General features: G+C 37.6%; 17 protein-coding genes and 3 rRNA genes. 18 read left to right on the forward strand and 2 right to left on the reverse strand.

Annotated features, from left to right (window positions below):
• Positions 1-28 precede the first annotated feature (28 nt).
• From PRVXT_RS04090 to PRVXT_RS04115, 6 genes are all read left to right on the forward strand, one after another.
• On the forward strand, positions 29-298 hold the full coding sequence (locus tag PRVXT_RS04090; protein ID WP_350344407.1) for a cell division protein ZapA: 270 nt from the start codon (positions 29-31) through the stop codon (positions 296-298).
• Between the two features lie 2 nt (positions 299-300).
• A complete protein-coding gene (locus PRVXT_RS04095; protein WP_350344408.1) occupies positions 301-834 on the forward strand; it encodes a CvpA family protein in 534 nt (177 codons plus the stop codon).
• A gap of 106 nt (positions 835-940) precedes the next feature.
• On the forward strand, positions 941-2,590 hold the full coding sequence (locus PRVXT_RS04100) for a PHP domain-containing protein (protein ID WP_350344409.1): 1,650 nt from the start codon (positions 941-943) through the stop codon (positions 2,588-2,590).
• Between the two features lie 5 nt (positions 2,591-2,595).
• Positions 2,596-4,962, forward strand: a complete 2,367-nt coding sequence (locus PRVXT_RS04105; protein ID WP_350344410.1) for an endonuclease MutS2 — start codon at positions 2,596-2,598, stop codon at positions 4,960-4,962.
• 120 nt (positions 4,963-5,082) lie between these two features.
• Positions 5,083-6,321, forward strand: coding sequence for a hypothetical protein (locus PRVXT_RS04110; protein WP_350344411.1), 1,239 nt, complete (start codon positions 5,083-5,085; stop codon positions 6,319-6,321).
• Positions 6,322-6,324: 3 nt separating this feature from the next.
• Complete coding sequence (locus PRVXT_RS04115; protein ID WP_350344412.1) at positions 6,325-7,347, forward strand: lipid II:glycine glycyltransferase FemX; 1,023 nt, start codon at positions 6,325-6,327, stop codon at positions 7,345-7,347.
• Positions 7,348-8,115: 768 nt separating this feature from the next.
• Here PRVXT_RS04115 and PRVXT_RS04120 read toward each other — a convergent pair.
• Complete coding sequence (locus PRVXT_RS04120) at positions 8,116-11,034, reverse strand: transglycosylase domain-containing protein (RefSeq protein ID WP_350344413.1); 2,919 nt, start codon at positions 11,032-11,034, stop codon at positions 8,116-8,118.
• A 178-nt stretch (positions 11,035-11,212) separates the two neighbouring features.
• Between PRVXT_RS04120 and tyrS the strand changes: the two genes are divergently transcribed.
• Positions 11,213-12,418, forward strand: coding sequence for a tyrosine--tRNA ligase (gene tyrS, locus PRVXT_RS04125; RefSeq protein WP_350344414.1), 1,206 nt, complete (start codon positions 11,213-11,215; stop codon positions 12,416-12,418).
• A 113-nt stretch (positions 12,419-12,531) separates the two neighbouring features.
• Here the strand turns inward: tyrS and PRVXT_RS04130 are convergent, their stop codons facing one another.
• On the reverse strand, positions 12,532-13,014 hold the full coding sequence (locus tag PRVXT_RS04130; protein ID WP_350344415.1) for a hypothetical protein: 483 nt from the start codon (positions 13,012-13,014) through the stop codon (positions 12,532-12,534).
• A gap of 181 nt (positions 13,015-13,195) precedes the next feature.
• Between PRVXT_RS04130 and yunB the strand changes: the two genes are divergently transcribed.
• From yunB to PRVXT_RS04185, 11 genes are all read left to right on the forward strand, one after another.
• Positions 13,196-13,903, forward strand: a complete 708-nt coding sequence (gene yunB, locus PRVXT_RS04135; protein WP_350344416.1) for a sporulation protein YunB — start codon at positions 13,196-13,198, stop codon at positions 13,901-13,903.
• A 616-nt stretch (positions 13,904-14,519) separates the two neighbouring features.
• Complete coding sequence (locus PRVXT_RS04140; RefSeq protein WP_350344210.1) at positions 14,520-14,666, forward strand: hypothetical protein; 147 nt, start codon at positions 14,520-14,522, stop codon at positions 14,664-14,666.
• Positions 14,667-14,957: 291 nt separating this feature from the next.
• Positions 14,958-15,104, forward strand: coding sequence for a hypothetical protein (locus tag PRVXT_RS04145; protein WP_350344210.1), 147 nt, complete (start codon positions 14,958-14,960; stop codon positions 15,102-15,104).
• A 299-nt stretch (positions 15,105-15,403) separates the two neighbouring features.
• A complete protein-coding gene (locus PRVXT_RS04150) occupies positions 15,404-15,550 on the forward strand; it encodes a hypothetical protein (RefSeq protein ID WP_350344210.1) in 147 nt (48 codons plus the stop codon).
• 545 nt (positions 15,551-16,095) lie between these two features.
• Positions 16,096-17,621, forward strand: a 16S ribosomal RNA gene (locus PRVXT_RS04155).
• A gap of 167 nt (positions 17,622-17,788) precedes the next feature.
• A 23S ribosomal RNA gene (locus PRVXT_RS04160) occupies positions 17,789-20,871 on the forward strand.
• Between the two features lie 47 nt (positions 20,872-20,918).
• Positions 20,919-21,034: ribosomal RNA gene (rrf, locus tag PRVXT_RS04165) — 5S ribosomal RNA — on the forward strand.
• The 16S, 23S and 5S rRNA genes sit together here, the layout of an rRNA operon.
• Positions 21,035-21,343: 309 nt before the next feature.
• The gene (locus PRVXT_RS04170) at positions 21,344-22,045 is read left to right on the forward strand and encodes a DUF2225 domain-containing protein (protein WP_350344417.1); all 702 of its coding nucleotides are present in this window, start codon (positions 21,344-21,346) and stop codon (positions 22,043-22,045) included.
• Positions 22,026-22,475 carry a DUF523 domain-containing protein gene (locus PRVXT_RS04175; RefSeq protein ID WP_350344418.1) on the forward strand — a complete coding sequence of 150 codons (450 nt, stop codon included), beginning with the start codon at positions 22,026-22,028 and terminating at the stop codon, positions 22,473-22,475. Before PRVXT_RS04170 ends, PRVXT_RS04175 begins: the two co-directional genes overlap by 20 nt.
• Positions 22,475-23,206: an NAD(+) synthase gene (nadE, locus tag PRVXT_RS04180; protein ID WP_350344419.1), complete on the forward strand. Its 732-nt coding sequence runs from the start codon at positions 22,475-22,477 to the stop codon at positions 23,204-23,206. Before PRVXT_RS04175 ends, nadE begins: the two co-directional genes overlap by 1 nt.
• Positions 23,207-23,273: 67 nt before the next feature.
• Positions 23,274-23,993 (forward strand): YebC/PmpR family DNA-binding transcriptional regulator, encoded by a 720-nt coding sequence (locus PRVXT_RS04185; protein WP_350344420.1) that lies wholly within the window; start codon positions 23,274-23,276, stop codon positions 23,991-23,993.
• The last annotated feature ends 33 nt before the right edge of the window (positions 23,994-24,026 follow it).

A 24,026-nucleotide genomic window follows, 5' to 3' on the forward strand; every position in this document is an offset into this window, starting at 1 on the left:
AAGTTGTTGTATATGAGGAGGAAAGAATATGGGGGAGTTTAAGGCTGATAACAGGACAACCGTAAAGATATACGGTGAAGACTATATAATTAAGGGTAAAAACCCTCCAGAATATGTGGCTAAGCTGGCCCATATGGTGGATAAACAAATGTGCTTAATAAAGGAAAAAAATCCAAAGCTAAGTTCTTCCAAGGTGGCAATCATGGCAGCAATGCATATAGCAGATAAATACCTTAATCTTCAGCAAGAGCAGCAGGAACTTTTGGAACTGATTGAGCAAGAATATGGAGGAGACTAAATTTGTTTGATATTCTGTTAATAGGTTTTATTTTGCTAAACACATATATCGGAAAAAGTAAAGGTTTTATACACATGGTGCTGGAAATGAGTACTATATTTGTTGCTTATTTTGCAGCGTCTAGGTTTGGGCCTTTTGTTGGGAGCACATTTTTAGCTTTTTTTGGTCTGGAAACCGTAGCAGAATCTATCATCAGCTACCCAAGTTTTAGTAGTGTAAATCCTGTAAATTTGTTTGTGAACTCACTAGGGGCTGCGTTAGTTTTTTTAGTAGTTCGTTATGGACTATCCTTTTTATTAGTTACTACACATATCATTAATAAAATACCTGTTGTGGGCTGGATTAATAGGATAGGTGGAATAGTTATTGGATTTGTTAAGGGGATAGTTTTATCTACTTTGCTTGTTTGGATGTTATCTTTTTTAGCTGTACCTACAATACAAAATCTCCTAGAAACGTCTTTCATGGCCTCGCAATTAGAAGGAGTTTTTCCTCAACTATATACAAAGCTATTGTTTATGATTGGACATGTATAATACACAAAAATCCCCAGAAACGTTTTGCGTTCTGGGTTTTTTATATAAAAGGAAATGTTTTTATTGGGTATAATTAATAATGACAATCAACGTTGGAGGTATGCATGTGGATAACATTGAAGTGTCAACAATATTAAAAGATATAGGTATTTATATACAGCTTACAGGAGAAAACCCTTATAAAGGGAAAAGCTATATTAAAGCTGCACGAACTTTAGCGAGAGCTAATCCTTTGTCAGAGATAATAGCTAAAAATCAGTTAACTGACTTACCTGGAATAGGAGATAGATTAGCTAAAGAGATTATTGATATTACAGAAAGAGGGGAAAGTACAAAATTAATCAAACTAAAAAAAGAGGTGCCATCAGGACTTAAAGCACTAACTTATGTCACCGCCATAACACCTGGTATGGCCTACAAACTTTACCATAATTTAGAAGTAGAAAATATCAGGGATTTATTAGAGGTTATTGAGTCAAGAAAAATTTATAAGGTTGAAGGGGTAGGAGATAGCACAGTTAAAAAAATTAGGCAAAGCTTAGAAGATTATATTTTAAAAGGTCGCCAATTCTTGCTGTCCGATGGTAAAATACTCTATAACAAAGTAATGTTTAAACTACAATTTTCTTTTAATAATGATGCTATTAATAGTGTCGGAGATTTCCGTAGAAATCTAAAGCTTATATCTAAAATTGAGATTTTAGTTACATGCACTAAAAACGTTTTAGAAAAAGCCTTAAGGGAGAGTTTTAATGATGTTAGCGCTAAGGAGAAATATTTCGAAATTAATGATTACGAAATTCCAGTTGTAATTTATTATTGTCAAGGTAAAGACACTGGATATAATCTGTTGATAAAGACTGGTAATGTTAGGCATGTAGAAGAATTAAAAGTTGCTGGTTTAAGCAAAGCTAAAGTTGAGAAAATGAATGAGCAAGAGATATATGAATCACTTTCCATGCAGTTTGTGCCACCGGAATTGAGAGAAGGGAAAAAAGAGGTGTCTTTAGCTAAGGACTTTAAGCTTCCCAAGCTTGTTAGGGTTGAAGATATAAAAGGTGATTTACATGTTCACACTAACTTTAGTGATGGTTTAGGTTCACTAGAGGAAATGGTTGGTAAAGCTAATATGATAGGTTATGACTACCTAGCTATAACTGATCATAGTAAATCATTAAAAATTGCAGGAGGCTTAAATAAAGATAAGTTTTATAAACAATTTAAAGAGATAGAAAACATACAGAAGGATACTGATATTCTCATACTTAAGGGAATTGAAGTTGATGTTTTAAAAGACGGAAGCTTAGATTTCGACGAAGACTTTTTGAAAGAGTTTGATTTAGTGGTAGCATCAATACATTCTAATTTTAAAATGCCAAAAGAACATATGACTAACCGTTTGATAAGTGCTATTAGGAACCCTGCTGTGCATATTATAGGGCATCCTTCGGGGAGGTTACTTCTAAAAAGGGAACCTTATAATATAGACTTAAAAGCAGTAATAGAGGAAGCTTCAAGTTATAATAAGGCAATTGAAATTAACAGTTCCCCTTATAGGTTAGATCTGGATGAAGAGTGGGTTAGATTTGCTAAACAGTCGGGGGTAAAGATATCAGTAAATACAGATAGTCATAGTATAGAAGAGTTATATAATATTGACTTGGGAGTTTCTGTTGCAAAAAGGGGTTGGCTAGAAAGAAAAGATATAATAAACTGTTGGAAGAAGGAGAAACTTTTGGGGTATCTAAGGAGGTAATACTTTTGGATTATAAACATTTAGAGACATTAGAATATGACAAGGTTGTACGCTTGTTAAAGGATAGAGCTATGACGGAATTAGGGCAGAGCTCTTGTCAATTATTAGTGCCTATGAAGTCACAACAACAATTGCTTAAGCAGCTTAATATGACCGCCGAAGCCGTGGAAACTTTAAAGTATGAAGGTGTACCTTTAAAAGAGGTTAGGGATTGTAGTCAATATTTTAAAAGGGTTGAAGTTGGTAGTGTTTTAAAGGGCGAGGAATTAAAAAATATTTTAATTTTATTGGAGTGTCTTAAAGATGTTACTCTTTACCTAAGAGAATATCAGGATATGGCACCCATTATGTTTGAAGAAGTAAAAGAAGTAAATCAATGTGAAGAGTTGAGGAAAAATTTATACTTTTGCATTGATGACGATGGTACAGTTAAGGATGGGGCTTCTAATGACTTAAAGTCTATTAGGAGGTCTATTAATAGAAATCATAATTTACTAAGGGAAAAATTAGAAAATTATATCAGAAATCCTAAAAACCAAAAATATCTGCAAGAAGCTATTATCACCCAAAGAAATGACCGGTACGTAGTTCCAGTAAACAAAGACTACAAAGGGCAGGTGCCAGGGATTGTTCACGACTTATCGTCTACAGGGCAAACACTTTTTGTAGAACCCGGCTTTGCTGTAGAGATTGGTAACAAGTTAATAGAGTTGTACAAAAAAGAGGGGCATGAAATAGAACGTATATTATCAAAGCTATCTGCTGAAGTAGGGTTAGAGGTTCCTAGTTTAGAAATTATAAATCAATTAATTGGGGATATGGACTTTGTTTTCGCTAAGGCGAAACTAGCTAAGATACAGAAGGCTACTCTACCGTTAATAAATAATGAAAATAAAATAAAAATAAATGATGGAAGACATCCTTTAATTGACAGTGAAGAAGTAGTGCCTATGTCTATTGAGATGGGAAATGAATTTAACACTGTAATTGTCACTGGACCTAATACTGGCGGGAAAACAGTAGCTTTAAAAACGGTAGGTTTACTTACTTGTATGGCTTTAAGTGGTTTGTTTGTACCCGCTGCCCACAACTCAAATTTTCCAATTTTAGAGGGTATATACGCAGATATTGGTGATGAGCAAAGTATAGAGCAATCTCTCAGTACTTTTTCTTCTCACATGACTAACATTATTGATATTACAAATAAAGCACATAATAATTCATTAGTACTTTTTGACGAGTTAGGAGCAGGAACAGATCCAATAGAGGGATCTGCTTTGGCGACTAGCTTACTTGATTTATTTAGCAAGAGAAACTTGTTAACAATTGCTACAACCCATTATTCTCAACTGAAAACTTATGCCTATGAAAATAACGGGGTAGAAAATGCATCTGTTGAATTTGATGCAAAAACTCTAAAACCTACATATAAACTGATAGTAGGTATTCCAGGGAAATCTAATGCTTTAGAAATTTCTAGAAGGTTAGGTTTAAGTGAAGATGTTGTACAAAAAGCAAAAGTTATAATGGGAAAAGAAAATACTAAAGTAGATGTTATGATTCAAGACTTGGAGGAAAAAAGAATAGCTTATGAAAATAAGCTGAAAGCTATAGAGTATAAGGAGAGGGAAGCAGAAGCTACTAAATTTGAATTTAATAGTAAAAAAGAGCAGTTGAAAATGAAAGAAAAGAAAATGATGGAAAAGGCAAAAGAAGAAGCTAGAGAAATAATTCGACAAGCTAAAAGGGAGAGTGAGCAAGTAGTAAAAGAAATAAGAAAACTAAAGCAAGAAGGCAATCAAATGCTACAGGGTGACCTTGATAGAAAGTTAACCCGATATAAAGAAAATCTTAAAAAAACGGTAGATAAAGATGTTTATGCAGAAAATAAAGAAAAGAGCGATATTATAGCTGATAATCTTAAAAAAGGTGATGAGGTAAAGTTACTTGATGTTAATCAAAAGGGAACAGTTATTAGTTTGCCTGACTCGGAAGGTCAAGTGCAATGTCAAGTAGGTATTATGAAAGTAAAGACACCCGTTTCCAACTTGCAAATAGTAGAATCAAACAATAATAAAAACAATAACAATATTTATACACCAGGAAAAGGAGCTAATGTAAAAACTAGCGCAAAAAAATCCCTTGATCTTAGGGGAGAGAATGTTGAAGAAGGAATCTTAAGGGTAGATAAATTTTTGGATGAAGCTTTTGTGGCGGGGCTAAAAGAAGTTTCTATAATTCATGGTAAAGGCACTGGTGTTCTTAGAGAAGGAATAACTAACTACTTAAAAAAACATCCTCATGTTGAATCTATAAGACTTGGAGGATATAAAGAAGGAGGACAAGGGGCTAGCATTGTTGAATTAAAATAAAAAAAATTATGAGATATCTATTTTTTATCACCTTGCTGTTAACGTAGCCTGATGTTATAATTAGATTTAGTTTATGTTTTTTGTTTCGTTAAATTAAAATTGATCATTAAGGAGAAAAGAATGAGTGTTAATTTAGAATTTCAACCCGTTGTAATAGGAACAGATTTAAATGCTTATAATGTTGCAAGGGCATTCAATATGGAATATGGAATAAAAAGTCAAATGTTTGGCAGAAAAAAACTCATGATGGTAAACTATTCAAAAATATGTAATGTTACTGAAGTAAGTCGCTTTGCTGAAGATGATATCATGATAGAAACTCTCATAAATTACGCAAAAGCAAACCCTTCTACGAAACTAATATTGTTTGCTGCTAGCGAACAGTATGTGTTTAGAATATTTAAAAACTACGAGAAGTTAAAAGAATACTATTTAATTCCTTATGCAGAACCTGAACTAGGACTTATATTAAGTGATAAAATGAACTTTTATTCTTATTGTGATAAATATAATCTTGATTATCCTAAGGCTGAAGTTATAACAAAAGCATCTTATGATAATATTGATATTAAGATTGATTATCCTGTGGTGTTAAAACCCATCGAAAGTAGCGATTATTTTAATATTAATTTTGAGGGTAAAGAAAAGGTTTATATTCTTCAGAATGAAGAAGAAGTGAAAGTAGTTTTAAGAAATATCTATGAAACTGGATATCAGCACAATATGGTTATTCAAGAATATATTCGAGGAGATGTGACAAACGAATATGTGATGAATGTCTATTCTGATACCAGCGGAAAAGTTAAATTAATGTCACTAGGAAGGGTTTTAATAGAGGATCCTCAGCCAGATATGCGTGGTAACTATGTTGCAATTACAAACCCTATTGACCATAAATCTACTAATAAAATATATCAAGATATTAAAAGGTTTTTAGAATCTATTAATTTTACAGGCCTTTCAAATTTTGATTTAAAATATGATGAAAAAGATGGTCGTTTTAAAGTATTTGAGATTAATATGCGACAGGGAAGAAGCAGCTTTTTTTCTATCCTTGCTGGTGCAAACTATGCAATGCCCATTGTAGAGGATCTTATTAAAGAGAACACTATTTTCCAAACTGTATATGGGGATAGGCCGTTTGTATGGATTAACTGTTCAAAAGATACATTTATGCACATTATTAAAGAATACCGTAAGGATTTTTATGAAGAGATCTGCTCAATAGATAATATTCAAGATACTCTTTATTATAAAAACGACCTATCACTGTTGAGAAAAATAAACTTAAATAAATATTTTAAGATTTGCGATGAAAGACTGTGGACGTATTTCAAAACAAGAAAGGATGTGACCTAGAAAATGCCTATTTTAGAACTTGAAAATGAAGAAGAGGTAAAAAGGTATGAATCCTTTATAGAAAACAGTAACCATGGACATATGATGCAATCAGTTTATTGGTCCTTAGTAAAAAATAACTGGGATAGGGACTATATATTTTTAGAAAACGATGAAGGAGATATCGAAGCAGCCCTTTCTATATTGTCTATAAAAAATGATGGTAAGAATGCCTTTATGTACGCTCCTAGAGGTCCTGTATGTGACTTTAAAGACATTTCATTAGTCAAAAAATTAATTGAAGAAGCAAAAAAAGTAGCGAAAAGAAGGAATGGATTTTTTCTTAGAATGGATCCAGAAGTAAGATATAGTGACAAAATTATTGATGAATATCGCAGTAGAGGTTTTATAATTCGTTCAAGAGAACAAAACAATGAAAAATCTTTTTCTAATCCAAGGAATAATATGGTATTGGATATTACAGATCAATCAATTGATGATGTTATGGCGGGATTTACAAGTAAACAAAGGAATAAAATTAGAAAAACTTATAAACGAGGCCTTTCTACCCAAATGATTTCAACTGATGATGAAAAGTTTGTAACAGCACTAAATACATTTTATAACCTTACAGAAATTATGGCAAAGAGACAAGGTATTAGTTATCGACCACGTGATTACTTTGAAAGATTGTTTAAGGCGTTTAAAACGGCTAAGATATTTGAGACTAAAGATAAAGACAATGAAGTTTTGTCAAGTTGTATCATTATTACTTACAATAAAAAATGTTTTTATATTTATTCGGCAAGCTCTAATAATAAGAGAAATTATAATGCAAGTACTCAAATGAATTATGAGGCTATAAAATATGCTGTGAGCAAAAACATGGAGGAGTATGATTTTGGCGGCGTTTATGGCTTAGATACATCTGATGCTCTATACGCATTTAAATATTCTTTTTGCGGACACTCAGGACATAAAGAGTTAATAGGCGAATTGGATGTTGTCTTTAATCAAAAATTGTATAATGATTTTATCAAAGACTAATGCTTACCTAGAAAAAGGTCTGTCTCAGCAGGTTTTATTCCTGAAGAGACAGACCTTTGTATATTGGTTCTAAATAAATATTGAGGTAGAAAAAGGATAAATAGCTTTTGGTTCGAACACCTTAGTCATCTATTGTATTTTATAAATGGGATACTAACAGAGTTATAACAGTCTACGTTATATTTTTTCTTTATATTTTTATGATTTTAAAGTTTACTTAAAAAGGATAAGTCATTATAAAGTAGATTAAGTCAGGTTATAAAGCATAATATAAGACTATTGTTAGAAAGGTATAATAACTAAAATCAGAATCAAGATAAAGCTGGCTAGCGTGTTGGCTCTAAATAAGAAGAAGTGCTAACAAGTACACATGGCTTTAGAAAACATCTATCTCGTGGAGAAAAATTGTAAAGCTTTTGCTCTGCTTTGGGTTTAATCTAAATAAGCTTAACAGAAAAAGCTTAGAAAAAAGAAAGGCGTAACACTACACGAGTCTAAAAGCGCATAAAAAAGAACATAAGTTATAATCTCAAAGAAGAAAAATATCCTCCTAATTTTGTTATGCTTAAACTTAAGAAAATATGAAAATTATGATACTGAAATTTAATTCTGTATTTTCAATATAATTCACAAAAAGGGGCTGCTCAAAATTACCTTTTAGATAATTTTGAGCAGCCCCTAGCATCTGGCATAGATGATTATGAAACAGACTACTTTTCAGATTAGATTTGTGACTATTCTTTGTATAATAAAACAATTTTCTTTTCCCTATGTGTCATTACTTTCCATATTATCGTCTTCATCGTTGCCATTATCACCATTTTCGGGGGTATCATTGTCATCGTCATTATTAGCTTCTATTTCAACACCACGTGTTGGTGAGGGGTCTGCTTCGTCGTTACCAGACACAGCAATAATATAGTAGTAATAAGTGTTTCCAGGTTCAATTTCTTGGTCAGTAAATGTTTGGGTTTGACCTACATTACCCCTAGCTTTAGCATTTTCTATGCGTTCAAAGCCAGAGTCTGGATTAGTACTGCGGTAAATATGGAAGTTGCTTGCCCCATGAGACTCTTGAAAAGACACCCTAACCCCACCATTTATGCTTTCCACTTCAATACTTTGTACAGGTTGAACGTTATCATGCAGTTCAACTTCAATTATATCAGAAGGTCTAGTTTCTCTGTCATCGTCTCTAACTCTAGTTACATAATAACGGTATGTCACACCTTTTTGAACATCGCTATCTACATAATGGGTTTCACCGATAGGAGAAGTGTTTAATTTTACAAAATCTGAACCATTGCTGGTGGAACGGTAAATATTAAACTCTTGTCTTCTTCTACCAGACCAACTAATTTGTATGCTGTCCTCATGAAGTTCATAGCTAAGGTCTGAAGGAGGCTGAGCATCAGAATCGTGCATGTCACATTCATCATTTGGAGCCATTAATTCTACATCTGCTGGTTTCCTACCTTCCCGACCTCTTTTCCATCTACTGTCCGTTGTAATGTAGTCTCGGTGCTTTAACATTACTTTTGTTTTTACATGATGAGGAGGGCAACTGTCGGTAGCTAGCAAACCGGAATCAGAGCAAATTTCTACCTCTACAAATGCATCACACTCGTCAGTAGGCTCTGAACCTCGAACAAACCAGTGGGATCTGACGGAATTTGAAGGTGTTAGTTCGCTAGGTAACTTTCCTGATTTTGTGCTTATAGGAATAGAAACTAATCCTGATGGTTTGTCAAAAGATGTGTTAGGAAGATCAGAGTGGGTGTCCCTCATAATACGCGCCCATGTCCCTACTACATTTGCACTACCGATATCTCCTTCATTTCGATCCCAACCCATCCAAACACCTAAGGTATAATGTGGTGTGTAACCAACCAGCCATCCATCTGATACTGATGTTGTACCTGTTTTAGCAGCTGCTTCATTGGTAAAGATATTTCTCACTGACCCAGCAGTACCGCGACCAGGTGTGATGGCATCCTTTAAACTGTCGGTGATGAGATATGCCGTCTGAGCAGACATTACTTCTTTCGTTTGAGGTGTATGTTCATATATAACTCTTCCATTTCTGTCCTCAATTTTTTTGATGGCGAAAGTTTCATTTAAAACCCCTTCATTGGCAAAAGCGCCGTACGCTTGAGTTAGCTGCATAGCAGTTGTTTCTTGAGTACCTAGAGCGTAAGATGCATTTGTATCACCAGGATAGTCTAAACCTAAACTTCTTGCAAAATCAACATTAGCACCAGGATTTGTTAAAAAGGCACTAACAGCCGGAACATTCCTAGATCTACTTAAAGCTTCTTTTGATGTCATAAGACCCATAAAGTTTCTATCCACGTTTTCTGGAGTATAATTACTAAAAGCTTTAGGAGCGTCGTCTAAAACTGTTCCTTGTGTTAGATTTCCGCTTTCAAAACCATATCCATAGCTTAAAATAGGTTTGATAGCAGAACCTGGTTGCCTATAGCTCTGCACAGGTCTAACTGTATCTCCAACAGTGTGGTTTCTTCCAGGGAAAAGAGCTACTAACTCTCCAGTATTGTGGTTTATCATTGTAGCACTTCCCTGTGGATGAACTCCGCTATGAGGAGGAAGATATTCGTTGTCGTTATTCATGATATTTTCAACTTTTTGCTGCATTTCTGGATCTAATGTTGTATAGATTTTAAAGCCACCATTAAACATCTCATTTGTTGCATGACTTTCGTCCCAGTCATAGATTTCTTGTAAAACCTTAACTCCTTCTATATCCCTTATATAAGTAACAAAACCAGGATATTTTATGCCACTATAATCACTTGAATCATTGGCTGATGATGCTAGCACAATTTCTTCTTCCATAGCTTCATCTCGTTCTTCTTTAGTGATAAAATCACTTTGATACATTCTATTCAAAACGTGATTTCTACGCTGCAAAGCACCTTCTTTATCACCTTCCACTGGAGTGTAGCGATAGGGTAAGTTCGGCGCTCCAGCTATAATAGCCATTTCACCCAAGGTAAGTTCATCAACAGTTTTGCCAAAAATATCATTGGCAGCTGCTCCAACACCCTGTGTATTTCCACGATAGTGAACAGCTCCATTTAGATAAAACTCAAATAGTTCTTCCTTTGTATAAATTTTTTCAGCTTGCAAAGACAAATAAAGTTCTTGTATTTTTCTTCGTAAGTTTGTTGAGGAATCCCTTAAAACTACCTGTTTAGTTAACTGTTGTGTTATAGTACTACCACCACCAGCCATAGGTCGTCCTCTAGCATGGTTGAGTGCAGCACGCCCCAAGCCAGTAATGTCAAAGCCTGGATGATTATAAAAATTCTGATCTTCAGCTGCTATAAAGGCATTTTTTAAATCTTGAGGTATCTCTTCATAACTTAGATGTATTCTGCTAACATCCCTACTAGTTTCATAAAATTGGTTTCCGTTAGCATCATAGAACGTCGATGGGATGGCCATTACTTCTAATCTGTCTCTATCCATTTCTGGCACATCGTGAAGTGAGGCTACCACCATTCCAAAGGCTACTCCTCCACCTAAAAAGCTCCCCATTATAGCGATAATAAGACAAATTTTAAGTACTTTAAGAATATTTTTCTTAGTTGAGTTAGAATTACTTTTATTTTCATTATTGTTTGTGCTACGTGTTTTTTTATTATTCCCCTTGTTTACCCGCAAAACTATCTCTCCCTTCTTTTTGGGCACTTATTAAGATTTACACAGAAATCTTAATAGAATTATAGCACATTTGATAATAAAAGTTAATAAGCTTGCTTAGCCACATTTTACTATAAGCTTGCTTTAGAAATATTGAAATGATAATATTATATATATGTTATTGTAGGAGGTAGTTGTTTTGAGTATAGAAAATAAAATGAAAATTATTCGGCGAGGTACCGATGAAATAATTTCGGAGAGTTTGCTTGAGGAAAGACTAAAACTAGAAAGGCCGCTTATAGTAAAATACGGAGCTGATCCAACTGCTGCAGATTTACATATAGGACATATGGTTCCTATGAGAAAGCTTCGTGACTTGCAAAAATTAGGTCACCAAATTATTTTTGTAATAGGTGACTTCACAGCATCTATTGGTGATCCAAGCGGCAAGTCAGAAACTAGAAAAATGCTAAGTAAAGAGCAAATTTTAGAAAATGCTAAAACATATCAAGAGCAAGTTTTTAAAGTGTTAGATAAAAGTAAAACAAAGGTTGTTTATAATAGTACTTGGCTTGGAGGTATGAGCTTTGCTGATGTCATTCGTCTGAGTTCTAAGTATACAGTGGCTAGGATGATTGAAAGAGATGATTTTGAAAAGCGTTATAAATCAAACACTCCAATCAGCATCCATGAGTTTTTATACCCTTTAGCGCAAGCCCAAGACTCCGTGCATTTAAAAGCTGATATAGAGATAGGTGGTAGTGATCAAAAGTTTAATTTTTTAGTTGCAAGGGATTTACAAAGAGAGGCTGGTCAAAACCCACAGGTTGTTATAACCCTGCCAATATTAGAGGGGCTAGATGGAAAGCAAAAAATGAGTAAAAGTTTAAATAACTATATAGGAATAACGGATAAACCAAAGGATATGTACGGGAAAATAATGTCTATTCCTGATGAGTTAATAACTAAATATTTCGAGTTATGTACAGACATACCTTTGGAGGAGATTGCTGAAATTAATAACCAATTAAAAGATGGTAAAACCAATCCAAGGGACTTTAAAATGCGGTTAGCAAGAGAGATAGTTTCTATATATTACGATAAAAACCAAGCTAATTTATCAGAAAAAGAATTCAAAAAAGTATTCCAGAAAAGAAATATTCCCTCAGAAATTGAAGAAGTGAAAGTAGAATTAGATGTTGATGAACATGGCTTAATTTGGCTTCCTAAACTTTTAGTTGAAGTTGAGTTAGTTAGCAGTACTTCTGAGGGTAGAAGAATGATTAAACAAAATGCTGTGAAAATAAATCAACAGCAATTTAATGAAGAAAAACTTCCAAAGGCTGACGAAAAGATTCTGATCCAAGTTGGTAAAAGAAGATATAAGTATGTTGTATTTAATTAGGTGGAATATTTTTTATAGAAACCCATTCAACAACTGAGTGGGTAAATAGACAATAAAAGAGGTTGTCTTTTCCAGGAAAATTCTGTTAAAGACAACCTCTTTTTTTTATGGTCTTAATTTATAGTAAAACTTATTACATCACTTGTTTTAGCCTCCTCTATTCTTGAAAGAGGAGTGTACTCAGTGGTTGTAAAAGTAATACTTACTTCTCCGTTAGGGCTACTAGTAGTTTTAAAAACCAAAAATAATCCCTCACTTTTTAGTTGAGAGTTTAGCCCTCTACTTGAATAAAACTTGTTTTGGGAAGTGTTAACATCAAGCTTGCCTGCTGGTGCCACTGACAGTAGCTTAGCATTATTTACTTCTAAGTCTACGATGATTTCTTTAATTTGTGGGGTATAACCTTTTTGGTTATCTTTAGCAAGTCTAAGCACGTAGTAGTTTTCAACTTCTCCTGTATAAATTTCATAATTAATCATATTCTGTTTCCCTGAAACTATTAGACTTTTTTCTTGATTAACCTTACTTGATAACGCGCTTACAGGTTGAGTAGACAACATAAAAAAAACTAGCATTAACACAAAGAGTTTTTTCATTTTTTACATCTCCTTTAGACATATTATCTACTGCGATATTAAATAATATTTCTCAAAGAAAATAAAATATACTTAAAAAGTTTGGGTTGTTTAAGAGCTAAGGTCTACTCAGGTATTAAAAAGTGGTATTTTTTATTTGATAAGAATATATTATTGTAGTAATTTTTTTAGGGGGATTTAAATGCTAAGAAGAAAAAGGTTTGGCAGACGGCGGTCGCTATTTCCCAACTTGATACAAGGAAAGATTATAATAGGGTTAATAATACTTTTTATATGCTATATATTAGTTTCAGCTTTTATATTTATAGAATCGAGCTTAAGACCAACTATTATAGCTATAGCAGAAGCAAGGGCGAGAGTCATTGCAACAGAGGCTATAAATAGTGCCATTGATGTACATATAGCTAAAGAAAGTAGATATGAACATCTTATTTACATACAAAAAGATTATAGTGGCAATATTGCAATGGCGGAAGTTAACAATATGGAGATAGCTAGAATTCAGACCTTAACAACAATGAACGTTCAGGAGGCATTAAAAAGCATAAAATCTGAAACTATAAAAATCCCCTTAGGGCAAGCCTTAGGTAGTGAAATTTTAGCTGATTATGGCCCAAGAATCCCTGTTAATCTAGTGCCTATTGGAACGGTAAGTGCTGGGATAGAACAACAATTTCACCCGACCGGTATCAATATAGTTTCACACGAAGTTGGAATTGAAATAGAAGCAGATGTACAAATTGTAATTCCATTTGTATCATCAACAATTACCGTTGAAACATACACACCAATAGTAACAGCAACATATTTTGGAGATGTACCAGATACCGTTATAAGCTTACCTATAGGCCATCAAGACTTTGATATACCTGTACCACCAGTAGAGTAACCGAGGTTCAATACTAAACTCCATCTTGTAGGAGATAGTTGTATAGTTGGATAGGGAAATAGAGCAACCTAGGCAAGGCATTCCTACCGGCTAACAGCCACCTGCCACCAGCCAAAGAGACAATCAATGTGCTAACATATATGAAAGTTTTTCCCTAGCAGAGGTAGTGGTCGGTCACTGTGCCGACCACTACAGTATATGAATAACCCAAACCAATCGTAGCGGGTAATTTATTGCCCGCGGATATGAGTTTGCACTATCTAGGCTTTTCATTTCGGTACAGATAGGGCAGGCACTTGGGTCATTTATTGGCTACCATATAAGTAAGCAACAATCGTCCCACTGAGATACGTGGGACATAATGTTCGGGAGGAGGCGCTGCTCCCTACGCCATTTGGGGCGTTGTTTTGGGTCATCATTAGGGTCTAGGTCTTCCTATCCAACTAGGATTTTAATTGTCAATTGTCCATTGTAAATTGCAAATTCGCCCTTAACTACAACCAATCCAACCATCCAACTAAGGTCTTCAAAGGCTGGTCAGTTCAGGATTGCCAATAAATTTCCAGGTTTGCGAGAAGCCTAAGCTTTTTCTCCACATGTTCGACAGCTTTTCCTTGTGGGTCGACATGCCTATGTCTCTGATGTTTATGTAAGCCAGCCCAAAGGTAAAGCTTTACTCACAGGGAGAAAAGACGCCGCCTTCAAGCAAACCCTCCAATATATAGCCAATCCTTCAGAAGGTTTGTTAGGTGAGTGTTGTTAAATCATATACTGTAGTTTTGAACAGCGCCGATCAATCTAGAATAATACGAGTGTTTTTCTGACCGAACAAAGTGCTCTTAAAATTGTAAATTCGCCCTTGAATTTGATAACTTGCGCTATTTGTCCAACTTCCTAGACCATATGGTCTATCATATAGGTCATTGAATAGAATCTTATTATGTTTTCCTATCCAACTAAGGTCTTCAAAGGTGGTCAGTTCAGGATTGCCAATAAATTTCCAGGTTTGCGAGAAGCCTAAGCTGTTTCTCCACATGTTCGACAGCTTTTCCTTATGGGTCGACATGCCTATGTCTCTGATGTTTATGTAAGTCAGCCCAAAGGTAAAGCTTTACTCACAGGGAGAAAAGACGCCGCCTTCAAGCAAACCCTCCAATATATTGCCAATCCTTCAGAAGGTTTGTTAGGTGAGTGTTGTTAAATCATATACTGTAGTTTTGAACAGCGCCGATCAATCTAGAATAATACGAGTGTTTTTCTGACCGAACAAAGTGCTCTTAAAATTGTAAATTGTAAATTCGCCCTTGAATTTGATAACTTGCGCTATTTGTCCAACTTCCTAGACCATATGGTCTATCATATAGGTCATTAGAAAGAATCTTATTATGTTTTCCTATCCAACTAAGGTCTTCAAAGGTTGGTCAGTTCAGGATTGCCAATAAATTTCCGGATTTGCGAGAAGCCTAAGCTTTTTCTCCACATGTTTGACAGCTTTTCCTTGTGGGTCGACATGCCTATGTCTCTGATGTTTATGTAAGCCAGCCCAAAGGTAAAGCTTTACTCACAGGGAGAAAAGACGCCGCCTTCAAGCAAACCCTCCAATATATAGCCAATCCTTCAGAAGGTTTGTTAGGTGAGTGTTGTTAAATCATATATTGTAGTTTTGAACAGCGCCGATCAATCTAGAATAATACGAGTGTTTTTCTGACCGAACAAAGTGCTCTTAAAATTGTAAATTCGCCCTTGAATTTGATAACTTATTCTATCTATCCCCCCCAACTGGTTTTTGATTTTCCTATCTGCTATCTGCTGACCACCAAAACGGACCCATTTATTCCCACGAATATTCTCTTGACCTTCGGTTAAAATGATGTTAAAGTATATAACTGTCGCCGCAAAAAAGCGACAACGAACTTATCGACAACTTCTAAAAAAAATAAAAAAAGTTGTTGACACAAAAACGAATAAATGATATAGTATTATTTGTCGCTGAAACACGGCGGCAAACAAATTAGGTCTTTGAAAATTGAACAGCTAATGCAAAAGCCAGAAATGCAGACTAGAATTCCTGCTCTTGGAATTCGTAGTCGAATTTACCCAAAAACTTTTACCAAAAGTTTGTTGGGCTCCGTTTTAATTAGTTTTAAAACATTTAAGTAAGATGAGCTAAATTTTAGCTTTTCATAGAATCTTTTATGGAGAGTTTGATCCTGGCTCAGGACGAACGCTGGCGGCATGCCTCACACATGCAAGTCGAACGATCCGACACTCAACCTAGTTGAGTGTCTGGATAGTGGCGGACGGGTGCGTAACACGTGGGCAACCTGCCCTTTAGATCGGGATACCATCGGGAAACTGATGTTAATACCGGATACCTTCTTTTTGTCACCTGATAAAAAGAAGAAAGATTTATCGCTAAAGGATGGGCCCGCGCTTCATTAGCTAGTTGGTAGGGTAACGGCCTACCAAGGCAACGATGGATAGCTGGTCTGAGAGGACGATCAGCCACACTGGGACTGAGACACGGCCCAGACTCCTACGGGAGGCAGCAGTGGGGGATATTGCGCAATGGGGGCAACCCTGACGCAGCAATGCCGCGTGAAGGATGAAGGTTTTCGGATCGTAAACTTCTGTTATGAGGGATGAATAAAATGACAGTACCTCAAGAGGAAGCCCCGGCTAACTACGTGCCAGCAGCCGCGGTAATACGTAGGGGGCGAGCGTTGTCCGGAATTACTGGGCGTAAAGAGCATGTAGGTGGTTTGATAAGTCAGATGTTAAACTGCGGGGCTCAACCCCGTATTGCATTTGAAACTGTCAAACTTGAGGACAGGAGAGGAAAGTGGAATTCCTAGTGTAGCGGTGAAATGCGTAGATATTAGGAGGAACACCAGTGGCGAAGGCGACTTTCTGGACTGTACCTGACACTGAGATGCGAAAGCGTGGGGAGCGAACAGGATTAGATACCCTGGTAGTCCACGCCGTAAACGCTGGGCACTAGGTGTAGGGGGTTTAGATACCCTCTGTGCCGCAGTTAACGCACTAAGTGCCCCGCCTGGGGAGTACGACCGCAAGGTTGAAACTCAAAGGAATTGACGGGGGCCCGCACAAGCAGCGGAGCATGTGGTTTAATTCGACGCAACGCGAAGAACCTTACCAGGGCTTGACATCCTCTGAAGGCTTTAGAGATAGAGTCGTCCTCTTTTGAGGCAGAGAGACAGGTGGTGCATGGTTGTCGTCAGCTCGTGTCGTGAGATGTTGGGTTAAGTCCCGTAACGAGCGCAACCCTTATTCTTAGTTGCCAGCAGGTTAAGCTGGGCACTCTAAGGAGACTGCCGGTGATAAACCGGGGGAAGGTGGGGATGACGTCAAATCATCATGCCCCTTATGTCCTGGGCTACACACGTGCTACAATGGCCTGAACAACGGGAAGCGAAGGAGCGATCTGGAGCGAATCCTTTAAATCAGGTCTCAGTTCGGATTGCAGGCTGCAACTCGCCTGCATGAAGTCGGAGTTGCTAGTAATCGCGAGTCAGCATATCGCGGTGAATGCGTTCCCGGGCCTTGTACACACCGCCCGTCACACCACGAAAGTTTGCAACACCCGAAGCCGGTGAGCCAACCTTTTAGGAGGCAACCGTCGAAGGTGGGGCGAATGATTGGGGTGAAGTCGTAACAAGGTAGCCGTATCGGAAGGTGCGGCTGGATCACCTCCTTTCTAAGGAGCTTTAACTTATGGTTAGTAGCTTAGCTGTTTAATTTTGAAAGACCTAGTCTTTCAACCGATCTTTGAAATTACCCATAAGGAAAGAAACTAAGAAAGTATCAACCCGAGAAACAAAAGCGTGGTAGATACAATTTCATTATGTTTAAACGAGCAAATTAGGTCAAGTTACAAAGGGCGCACGGCGGATGCCTTGGCGCTGGGAGTCGAAGAAGGACGTAGCGAGCTGCGAAAAGCCGCGATTAGCTGCAAGCAAGCTGTAAGTCGCGGATTTCCCAATGGGGCAACCCACCACAGTTAATACTGTGGTACCACCACCTGAATAAGTAGGGTGGTAGGAGACAACCGGGGGAACTGAAACATCTAAGTACCCCGAGGAAGAGAAAGAAAACTCGATTCCCTAAGTAGTGGCGAGCGAACGGGGAAGAGCCTAAACATTTTTAGTGTAAGCCTGTATGCGTTGCTAAAAGTGGGTTGAGGGAGTTACTTTACAAGTGGATACAGCCACTTGGGATAGTTACAAAATTAAAGTTTAGGCGAATTGGCTGGGAAGCCAAACGATACAAGGTGAAAGTCCTGTAGCCGAAAAGCTTTAAACTATCTAAGTAGCCACCCGAGTATTGCGGGACACGAGAAACCCCGTAAGAATCTAGGAGGACCACCTCCAAAGGCTAAATACTACCCAGCGACCGATAGTGAACAAGTACCGTGAGGGAAAGGTGAAAAGTACCCCAGGCGGGGGATGAAATAGAACCTGAAACCGTGTGCCTACAAACAGTCAGAGCCCCATAAGCGGGTGATGGCGTACCTTTTGTATAATGGATCAGCGAGTTACATTTGCAAGCGAGGTTAAATGGTAAAGCCATGGAGCCGAAGCGAAAGCGAGTCTTAATAGGGCGTTAAGTTTGTATGTGTAGACCCGAACCCGAGTGACCTACCCATGGCCAGGGTGAAGTTTTGGTAACACAAAATGGAGGCCCGAACCCACTAATGTTGAAAAATTAGGGGATGAGCTGTGGGTAGCGGTGAAATGCCAAACGAACTCGGAGATAGCTGGTTCTCCCCGAAATAGCTTTAGGGCTAGCCTCAAGGATGAATAGTGGAGGTAGAGCACTGATTGAGCTAGGGGCCTAACCCAGGTTACCGAACTCAGTCAAACTCCGAATGCCATATATTTAGACCTTGGGAGTCAGACTATGGGTGATAAGGTCCATAGTCGAGAGGGAAACAGCCCAGACCATCTGCTAAGGTCCCCAAGTGTAAGCTAAGTGGAAAAGGATGTGGGATTGCTTAGACAACCAGGATGTTGGCTTAGAAGCAGCCACCATTTAAAGAGTGCGTAATAGCTCACTGGTCAAGTGATCCTGCGCCGAAAATGTCCGGGGCTAAAGCTTACCACCGAAGCAATGGAAGAGTAGTAGTGTGAGGTGAGAGGTTAGAAATAAGTAAAAAATGTACGTTTAAGCAAAGCTTAAACAAAATCATTTGAACTTTACCAACTTCTGATTTCTCACATCATACTACTACTGTTGGTAGGGGAGCGTTCTAAGTGCGGCGAAGCTGTACCGAAAGGAGCAGTGGAGCGCTTAGAAGTGAGAATGCTGATATAAGTAACGAAAAGAGATGTGAGAATCATCTCCGCCGAAAACCTAAGGTTTCCTGAGGAAGGCTTGTCCGCTCAGGGTAAGCCGGGACCTAAGCCGAGGCCGAAAGGCGTAGGCGATGGACAACTGGTAGAGATTCCAGTGCCACCAAGCTTTGTCTAAGTGATGGGGTGACGCAGTAAGGTAGGTTATCGCACTGATGGATATGTGCGTTCAAGCCAGTAGGGATTAGAGGTAGGCAAATCCGCCTCTATCTATTCTGAGAGGTTAAGAGGACCCAATTAAGGGGAACTAACTAATCCTACACTGCCAAGAAAAGCCTCTAGCAAGAAGCGCGGTGCCCGTACCGTAAACCGACACAGGTAGGTGAGGAGAGAATCCTAAGGCGCTCGGGAGAACCTTCGTTAAGGAACTCGGCAAAATGACCCCGTAACTTCGGGAGAAGGGGTGCCTCGATATTGTGAAGTACATTCGTACTGAGCGAGAGGAGGCCGCAGTGAATAGGCCCAAGCGACTGTTTATCAAAAACACAGGTCTCTGCTAAATCGAAAGATGAAGTATAGGGGCTGACGCCTGCCCGGTGCTGGAAGGTTAAGGGGACGTGTTAGCGCAAGCAAAGCATTGAACCGAAGCCCCAGTAAACGGCGGCCGTAACTATAACGGTCCTAAGGTAGCGAAATTCCTTGTCGGGTAAGTTCCGACCCGCACGAAAGGCGCAACGACTTGGGCGCTGTCTCAACGAAGGACCCGGTGAAATTGTAGTACCTGTGAAGATGCAGGTTACCCGCGACAAGACGGAAAGACCCCGTGGAGCTTTACTGTAGCCTGATATTGGATTTTGGCATTTACTGTACAGCATAGGTGGGAGGCTGAGAATAGAGGACGCTAGTTTTCTAGGAGCCTAAAGTGGGATACCACCCTGTGAATGTTGGAATTCTAACTAGAAGCCGTAATCCGGTTTTAGGACAGTGTCAGGTGGGCAGTTTGACTGGGGCGGTCGCCTCCCAAAGAGTAACGGAGGCGCCCCAAGGTCTCCTCAGAATGGTTGGAAATCATTCGTAGAGTGCAAAGGCATAAGGAGGCTTGACTGCGAGACTTACAAGTCGAGCAGGGACGAAAGTCGGGCTTAGTGACCCGGCGGTACCGAGTGGAAGGGCCGTCGCTCAACGGATAAAAGCTACCCCGGGGATAACAGGCTTATCTCCCCCAAGAGTTCACATCGACGGGGAGGTTTGGCACCTCGATGTCGGCTCATCGCATCCTGGGGCTGTAGTAGGTCCCAAGGGTTGGGCTGTTCGCCCATTAAAGCGGTACGCGAGCTGGGTTCAGAACGTCGTGAGACAGTTCGGTCCCTATCTGTCGCGGGCGCAGGAAGTTTGAGAGGATCTGTCCTTAGTACGAGAGGACCGGGATGGACGAACCTCTAGTGTACCAGTTGTCACGCCAGTGGCAGTGCTGGGTAGCTAAGTTCGGCACGGATAAGCGCTGAAAGCATCTAAGCGCGAAGCCACCTTCAAGATAAGACTTCCCAACTTGTAAAAGTGTAAGACTCCAGATAGACTATCTGGTAGATAGGCCGGGGGTGTACAGGTAGTAATACCTTTAGCTGACCGGTACTAATAAGTCGAGGACTTGACCAACTTAGTTTAGATAATGACTTAGTTTTCTTTCCTTATGGTAATTTGAATCCAGTGACCATAGCGAAGAGGTCCCACCGGTTCCCATCTCGAACACCGAAGTTAAGCTCTTCAGCGCCGATGGTACTTGGGGTCTACCCCCTGGAAGAGTAGGACGTCGCTGGGTACTTTAAAAAAATGACTAAATTATCTTTAGATAATTTAGTCATTTTTTTATGTGTTTCTTAAGCACATTTTTTCATAGAACATGTTCTTTGACTTCTTTAAAAAGTAAAAATGTCAATTAGCAGGAAAAAGGGTTGAAAAAATAGAATATAAAAATTTAACTGGTATTTAGACTAAAGTATGAGGTTTTAAGTGTTACTAAAGTATTGCCAAGCATCCCTTTTATAGAAGGATATATAGTAAATTTCGTAGAAATAGTATTATATGTATAATGTAAAGTAAGAAGATACTTATAGAGGAGGGGATGTTGATGGGGACACCGTTATATAGTATAGATTTGGAATGTTTATATTGTAATAGTGCCTTTGAAAGCCTAAAAGTTAAAACCAGTAAGATAATAAAGAAACATCAAGATAGTGATTTTTGTACATATTATAAAGGAGATAATCCTTTTTTTTATGATGCGTATGTCTGCCCTAATTGTGGGTTTGCTTTTACGAAAAATTTTTCTAAGTCTTTAAATAGTGAGCAGAAAAATGCATACCAACCATTAGCTGAAAAATGGTACAAACGCCATAAATTTTCTATGGCAAGAAATATTGGGGCTGCAATTGAAGCCTACAAGCTTGCTTTTTTATCCGCCGTAACTGTAAAAGAGCATAATCTTGTTTTGGCGGGATTGTCTTTGAGGATAGCCTGGTTTAATAGATATAAAAAAAAGATAAATGACGAATATAAATTTTTAAGGATTTCTAGGGAGTACTATAATAATTCTTATGAAGAAGGAGAAATTGTAAATTATGAAAAACCAGAAATTTATCTTATATATTTGCTAGGCGATTTGTCAGCTAGACTAGGAGAATATAACGAAGCTATTAAATGGTTTTCTAGAGTTACAGAACATGAAGAAAGAGGATTACATCAGTCTATTGAAAATATGGCAAGGGATAGATGGAAGGAAGTAAAGGAACAGCTTAAAAAGGAAGATGTTAATGCCGAAAATATTAGTTAGTAGTTGCTTACTTGGTCAGCCTTGTAGATATAATGGTACCCATAGCCTTAATAAAACTGTGGTAGAGTTTTGTAGTGATAAAAATGTGTTGTTAGCTTGTCCTGAGGTTTTAGGAGGGCTACCTACGCCTCGACTTCCAGCTGAAATACATCGAGGGGATGGAAATCGGGTATTGAATGGTGAGGGGGTAGTTTTTAACAAGCTAGGAGTTGATGTAAGTGGTTTTTTTTTGTTAGGAGCTATAAAAACATATAAGTTAACAAAAGTAAACAATATTAGGCTTGCACTACTCAAAAGTAAAAGTCCATCTTGCGGAAGCAGAACTATTTATAGTGGAAAGTTTAACGGAGAACTTAAAACAGGTGATGGAGTAACTGCTGCGTTGCTTAAAGAAAATAAGGTTAAAGTAATAGCTGAGGAGGATATATAATGAGTCGCGATTTAGAGTTAGAGAACAGAGTAGAATTTTTAAAAAATTACACTGAAAAAGCTAAAGCAAATGGATTAATTCTAGGGATAAGTGGGGGAAAAGATAGTGCTGTAGTAGCAGCTCTAGCAAAAAGGGCTTTTCCTGATAATTGCATGGGTTTAATAATGCCATGTCACTCAATGGATGAAGATGTCAGTCATGGGAAAAAATTATGTGAAGAGCTGGAAATGGATTATAATATTATAGACTTATCAAGTACTTATGATTCAATGCTAAACACTCTGGAAGAGCCTTTAGATGAATTAGCAAAGAGTAATATTAAACCTAGACTAAGAATGACAACATTATATGCCGTTGCCCAACAGAAAAACTATCTAGTGTTGGGAACAGGGAATAGAGCTGAAATAGTACTAGGTTATTTCACTAAATATGGTGATGGAGGTAGTGATGTAAATCCAATTTCTGATTTAAAAGTTCAAGAGGTATTTGAGTTAGCTAAAGCTTTAAATATTCCCCAAGAAATAATAAACAAACCTCCCTCTGCTGGTCTATGGGAAGGGCAAACTGATGAACAGGAATTGGGAATACGATATAAGGAAGTTGATGACTTTTTAGATGGAAAAGAAGTAAGCTCTAAGGTAAGAAAAACAATAATACAAAAATATAAAGCTAGTAAGCATAAAAGACAAACATTCGCTGAATATAGAGATCTTGGTCCACTAGATATATAATTTTGTCAAGCCATACTTGTTGTGTTAAAATAACATAGTACCATTTCTAGTGAAAGGGGATGTTATAATGGCTGGACATTCAAAGTGGTCTAATATTAAACATAAAAAATCAAGACAAGATGCCCAGAGAGGAAAGATATTTACAAAAATTTCTAAAGAAATAATGGTAGCGGTACAGCAAGGAGGAGAAGATGCTGACTCAAACTTTAAACTGCGCTTAGCGATACAAAAAGCGAAATCAAATAATATGCCTAATGATAATATAGAGCGGGCAATAAAAAGGGGAACAGGAGATCTTGAAGGTAAGAGGTTTGAAGACATAGTCTATGAGGGCTATGGACCCGGAGGAGTAGCTGTTATGTTAGATATACTAACAGACAACCGTAACAGAACTGCTGGGGAGATAAGACATATTTTCTCTAAAAATGGTGGGAATTTAGGGGAATCAGGTTGTGTTTCCTGGATGTTTAATAGAAAGGGTTTACTTGTAATTGAAAAAAATAAAGAAGTAGATGAGGATGAACTTCTTTTAATTGCCCTAGATGCTGGGGCAGAAGATGTAAAATCAGATTTAGATACATTTCAAGTAACCTGCGAACCTGAAGAGTTTGAATCGGTAAAAAATACTTTAGATAAAGCTGGTTGTAAGCTAGTTTTTCAAGAGGTTTCAATGGTTCCCCAAAATACAGTAGAATTAAATCAAACAGATATGGAGACAATGGAAAAGCTTGAAGAAACATTAGAAGATCATAATGATGTACAAAATGTATATACAAATGTAAGTTAAATAAATGTATATTTTATCACCCCTGGTAAATAA

The sequence above is a fragment of the Proteinivorax tanatarense genome (assembly GCF_040267685.1).
Lineage (GTDB): Bacteria > Bacillota > Proteinivoracia > Proteinivoracales > Proteinivoracaceae > Proteinivorax > Proteinivorax tanatarense.

What these genes read in the sequence shown, in the direction of transcription:
- PRVXT_RS04090 (WP_350344407.1), top strand. Translation starts at nt 29, where the DNA reads ATGGGGGAGTTTAAGGCTGATAACAGGACAACCGTAAAGATATACGGT.
- PRVXT_RS04110 (WP_350344411.1), top strand. Translation starts at nt 5,083, where the DNA reads ATGAGTGTTAATTTAGAATTTCAACCCGTTGTAATAGGAACAGATTTA.
- PRVXT_RS04115 (WP_350344412.1), top strand. Translation starts at nt 6,325, where the DNA reads ATGCCTATTTTAGAACTTGAAAATGAAGAAGAGGTAAAAAGGTATGAA.
- PRVXT_RS04130 (WP_350344415.1), bottom strand. Translation starts at nt 13,014, where the DNA reads ATGAAAAAACTCTTTGTGTTAATGCTAGTTTTTTTTATGTTGTCTACT.
- yunB (WP_350344416.1), top strand. Translation starts at nt 13,196, where the DNA reads ATGCTAAGAAGAAAAAGGTTTGGCAGACGGCGGTCGCTATTTCCCAAC.
- PRVXT_RS04145 (WP_350344210.1), top strand. Translation starts at nt 14,958, where the DNA reads ATGGGTCGACATGCCTATGTCTCTGATGTTTATGTAAGTCAGCCCAAA.
- PRVXT_RS04170 (WP_350344417.1), top strand. Translation starts at nt 21,344, where the DNA reads ATGGGGACACCGTTATATAGTATAGATTTGGAATGTTTATATTGTAAT.
- PRVXT_RS04175 (WP_350344418.1), top strand. Translation starts at nt 22,026, where the DNA reads ATGCCGAAAATATTAGTTAGTAGTTGCTTACTTGGTCAGCCTTGTAGA.
- nadE (WP_350344419.1), top strand. Translation starts at nt 22,475, where the DNA reads ATGAGTCGCGATTTAGAGTTAGAGAACAGAGTAGAATTTTTAAAAAAT.
- PRVXT_RS04185 (WP_350344420.1), top strand. Translation starts at nt 23,274, where the DNA reads ATGGCTGGACATTCAAAGTGGTCTAATATTAAACATAAAAAATCAAGA.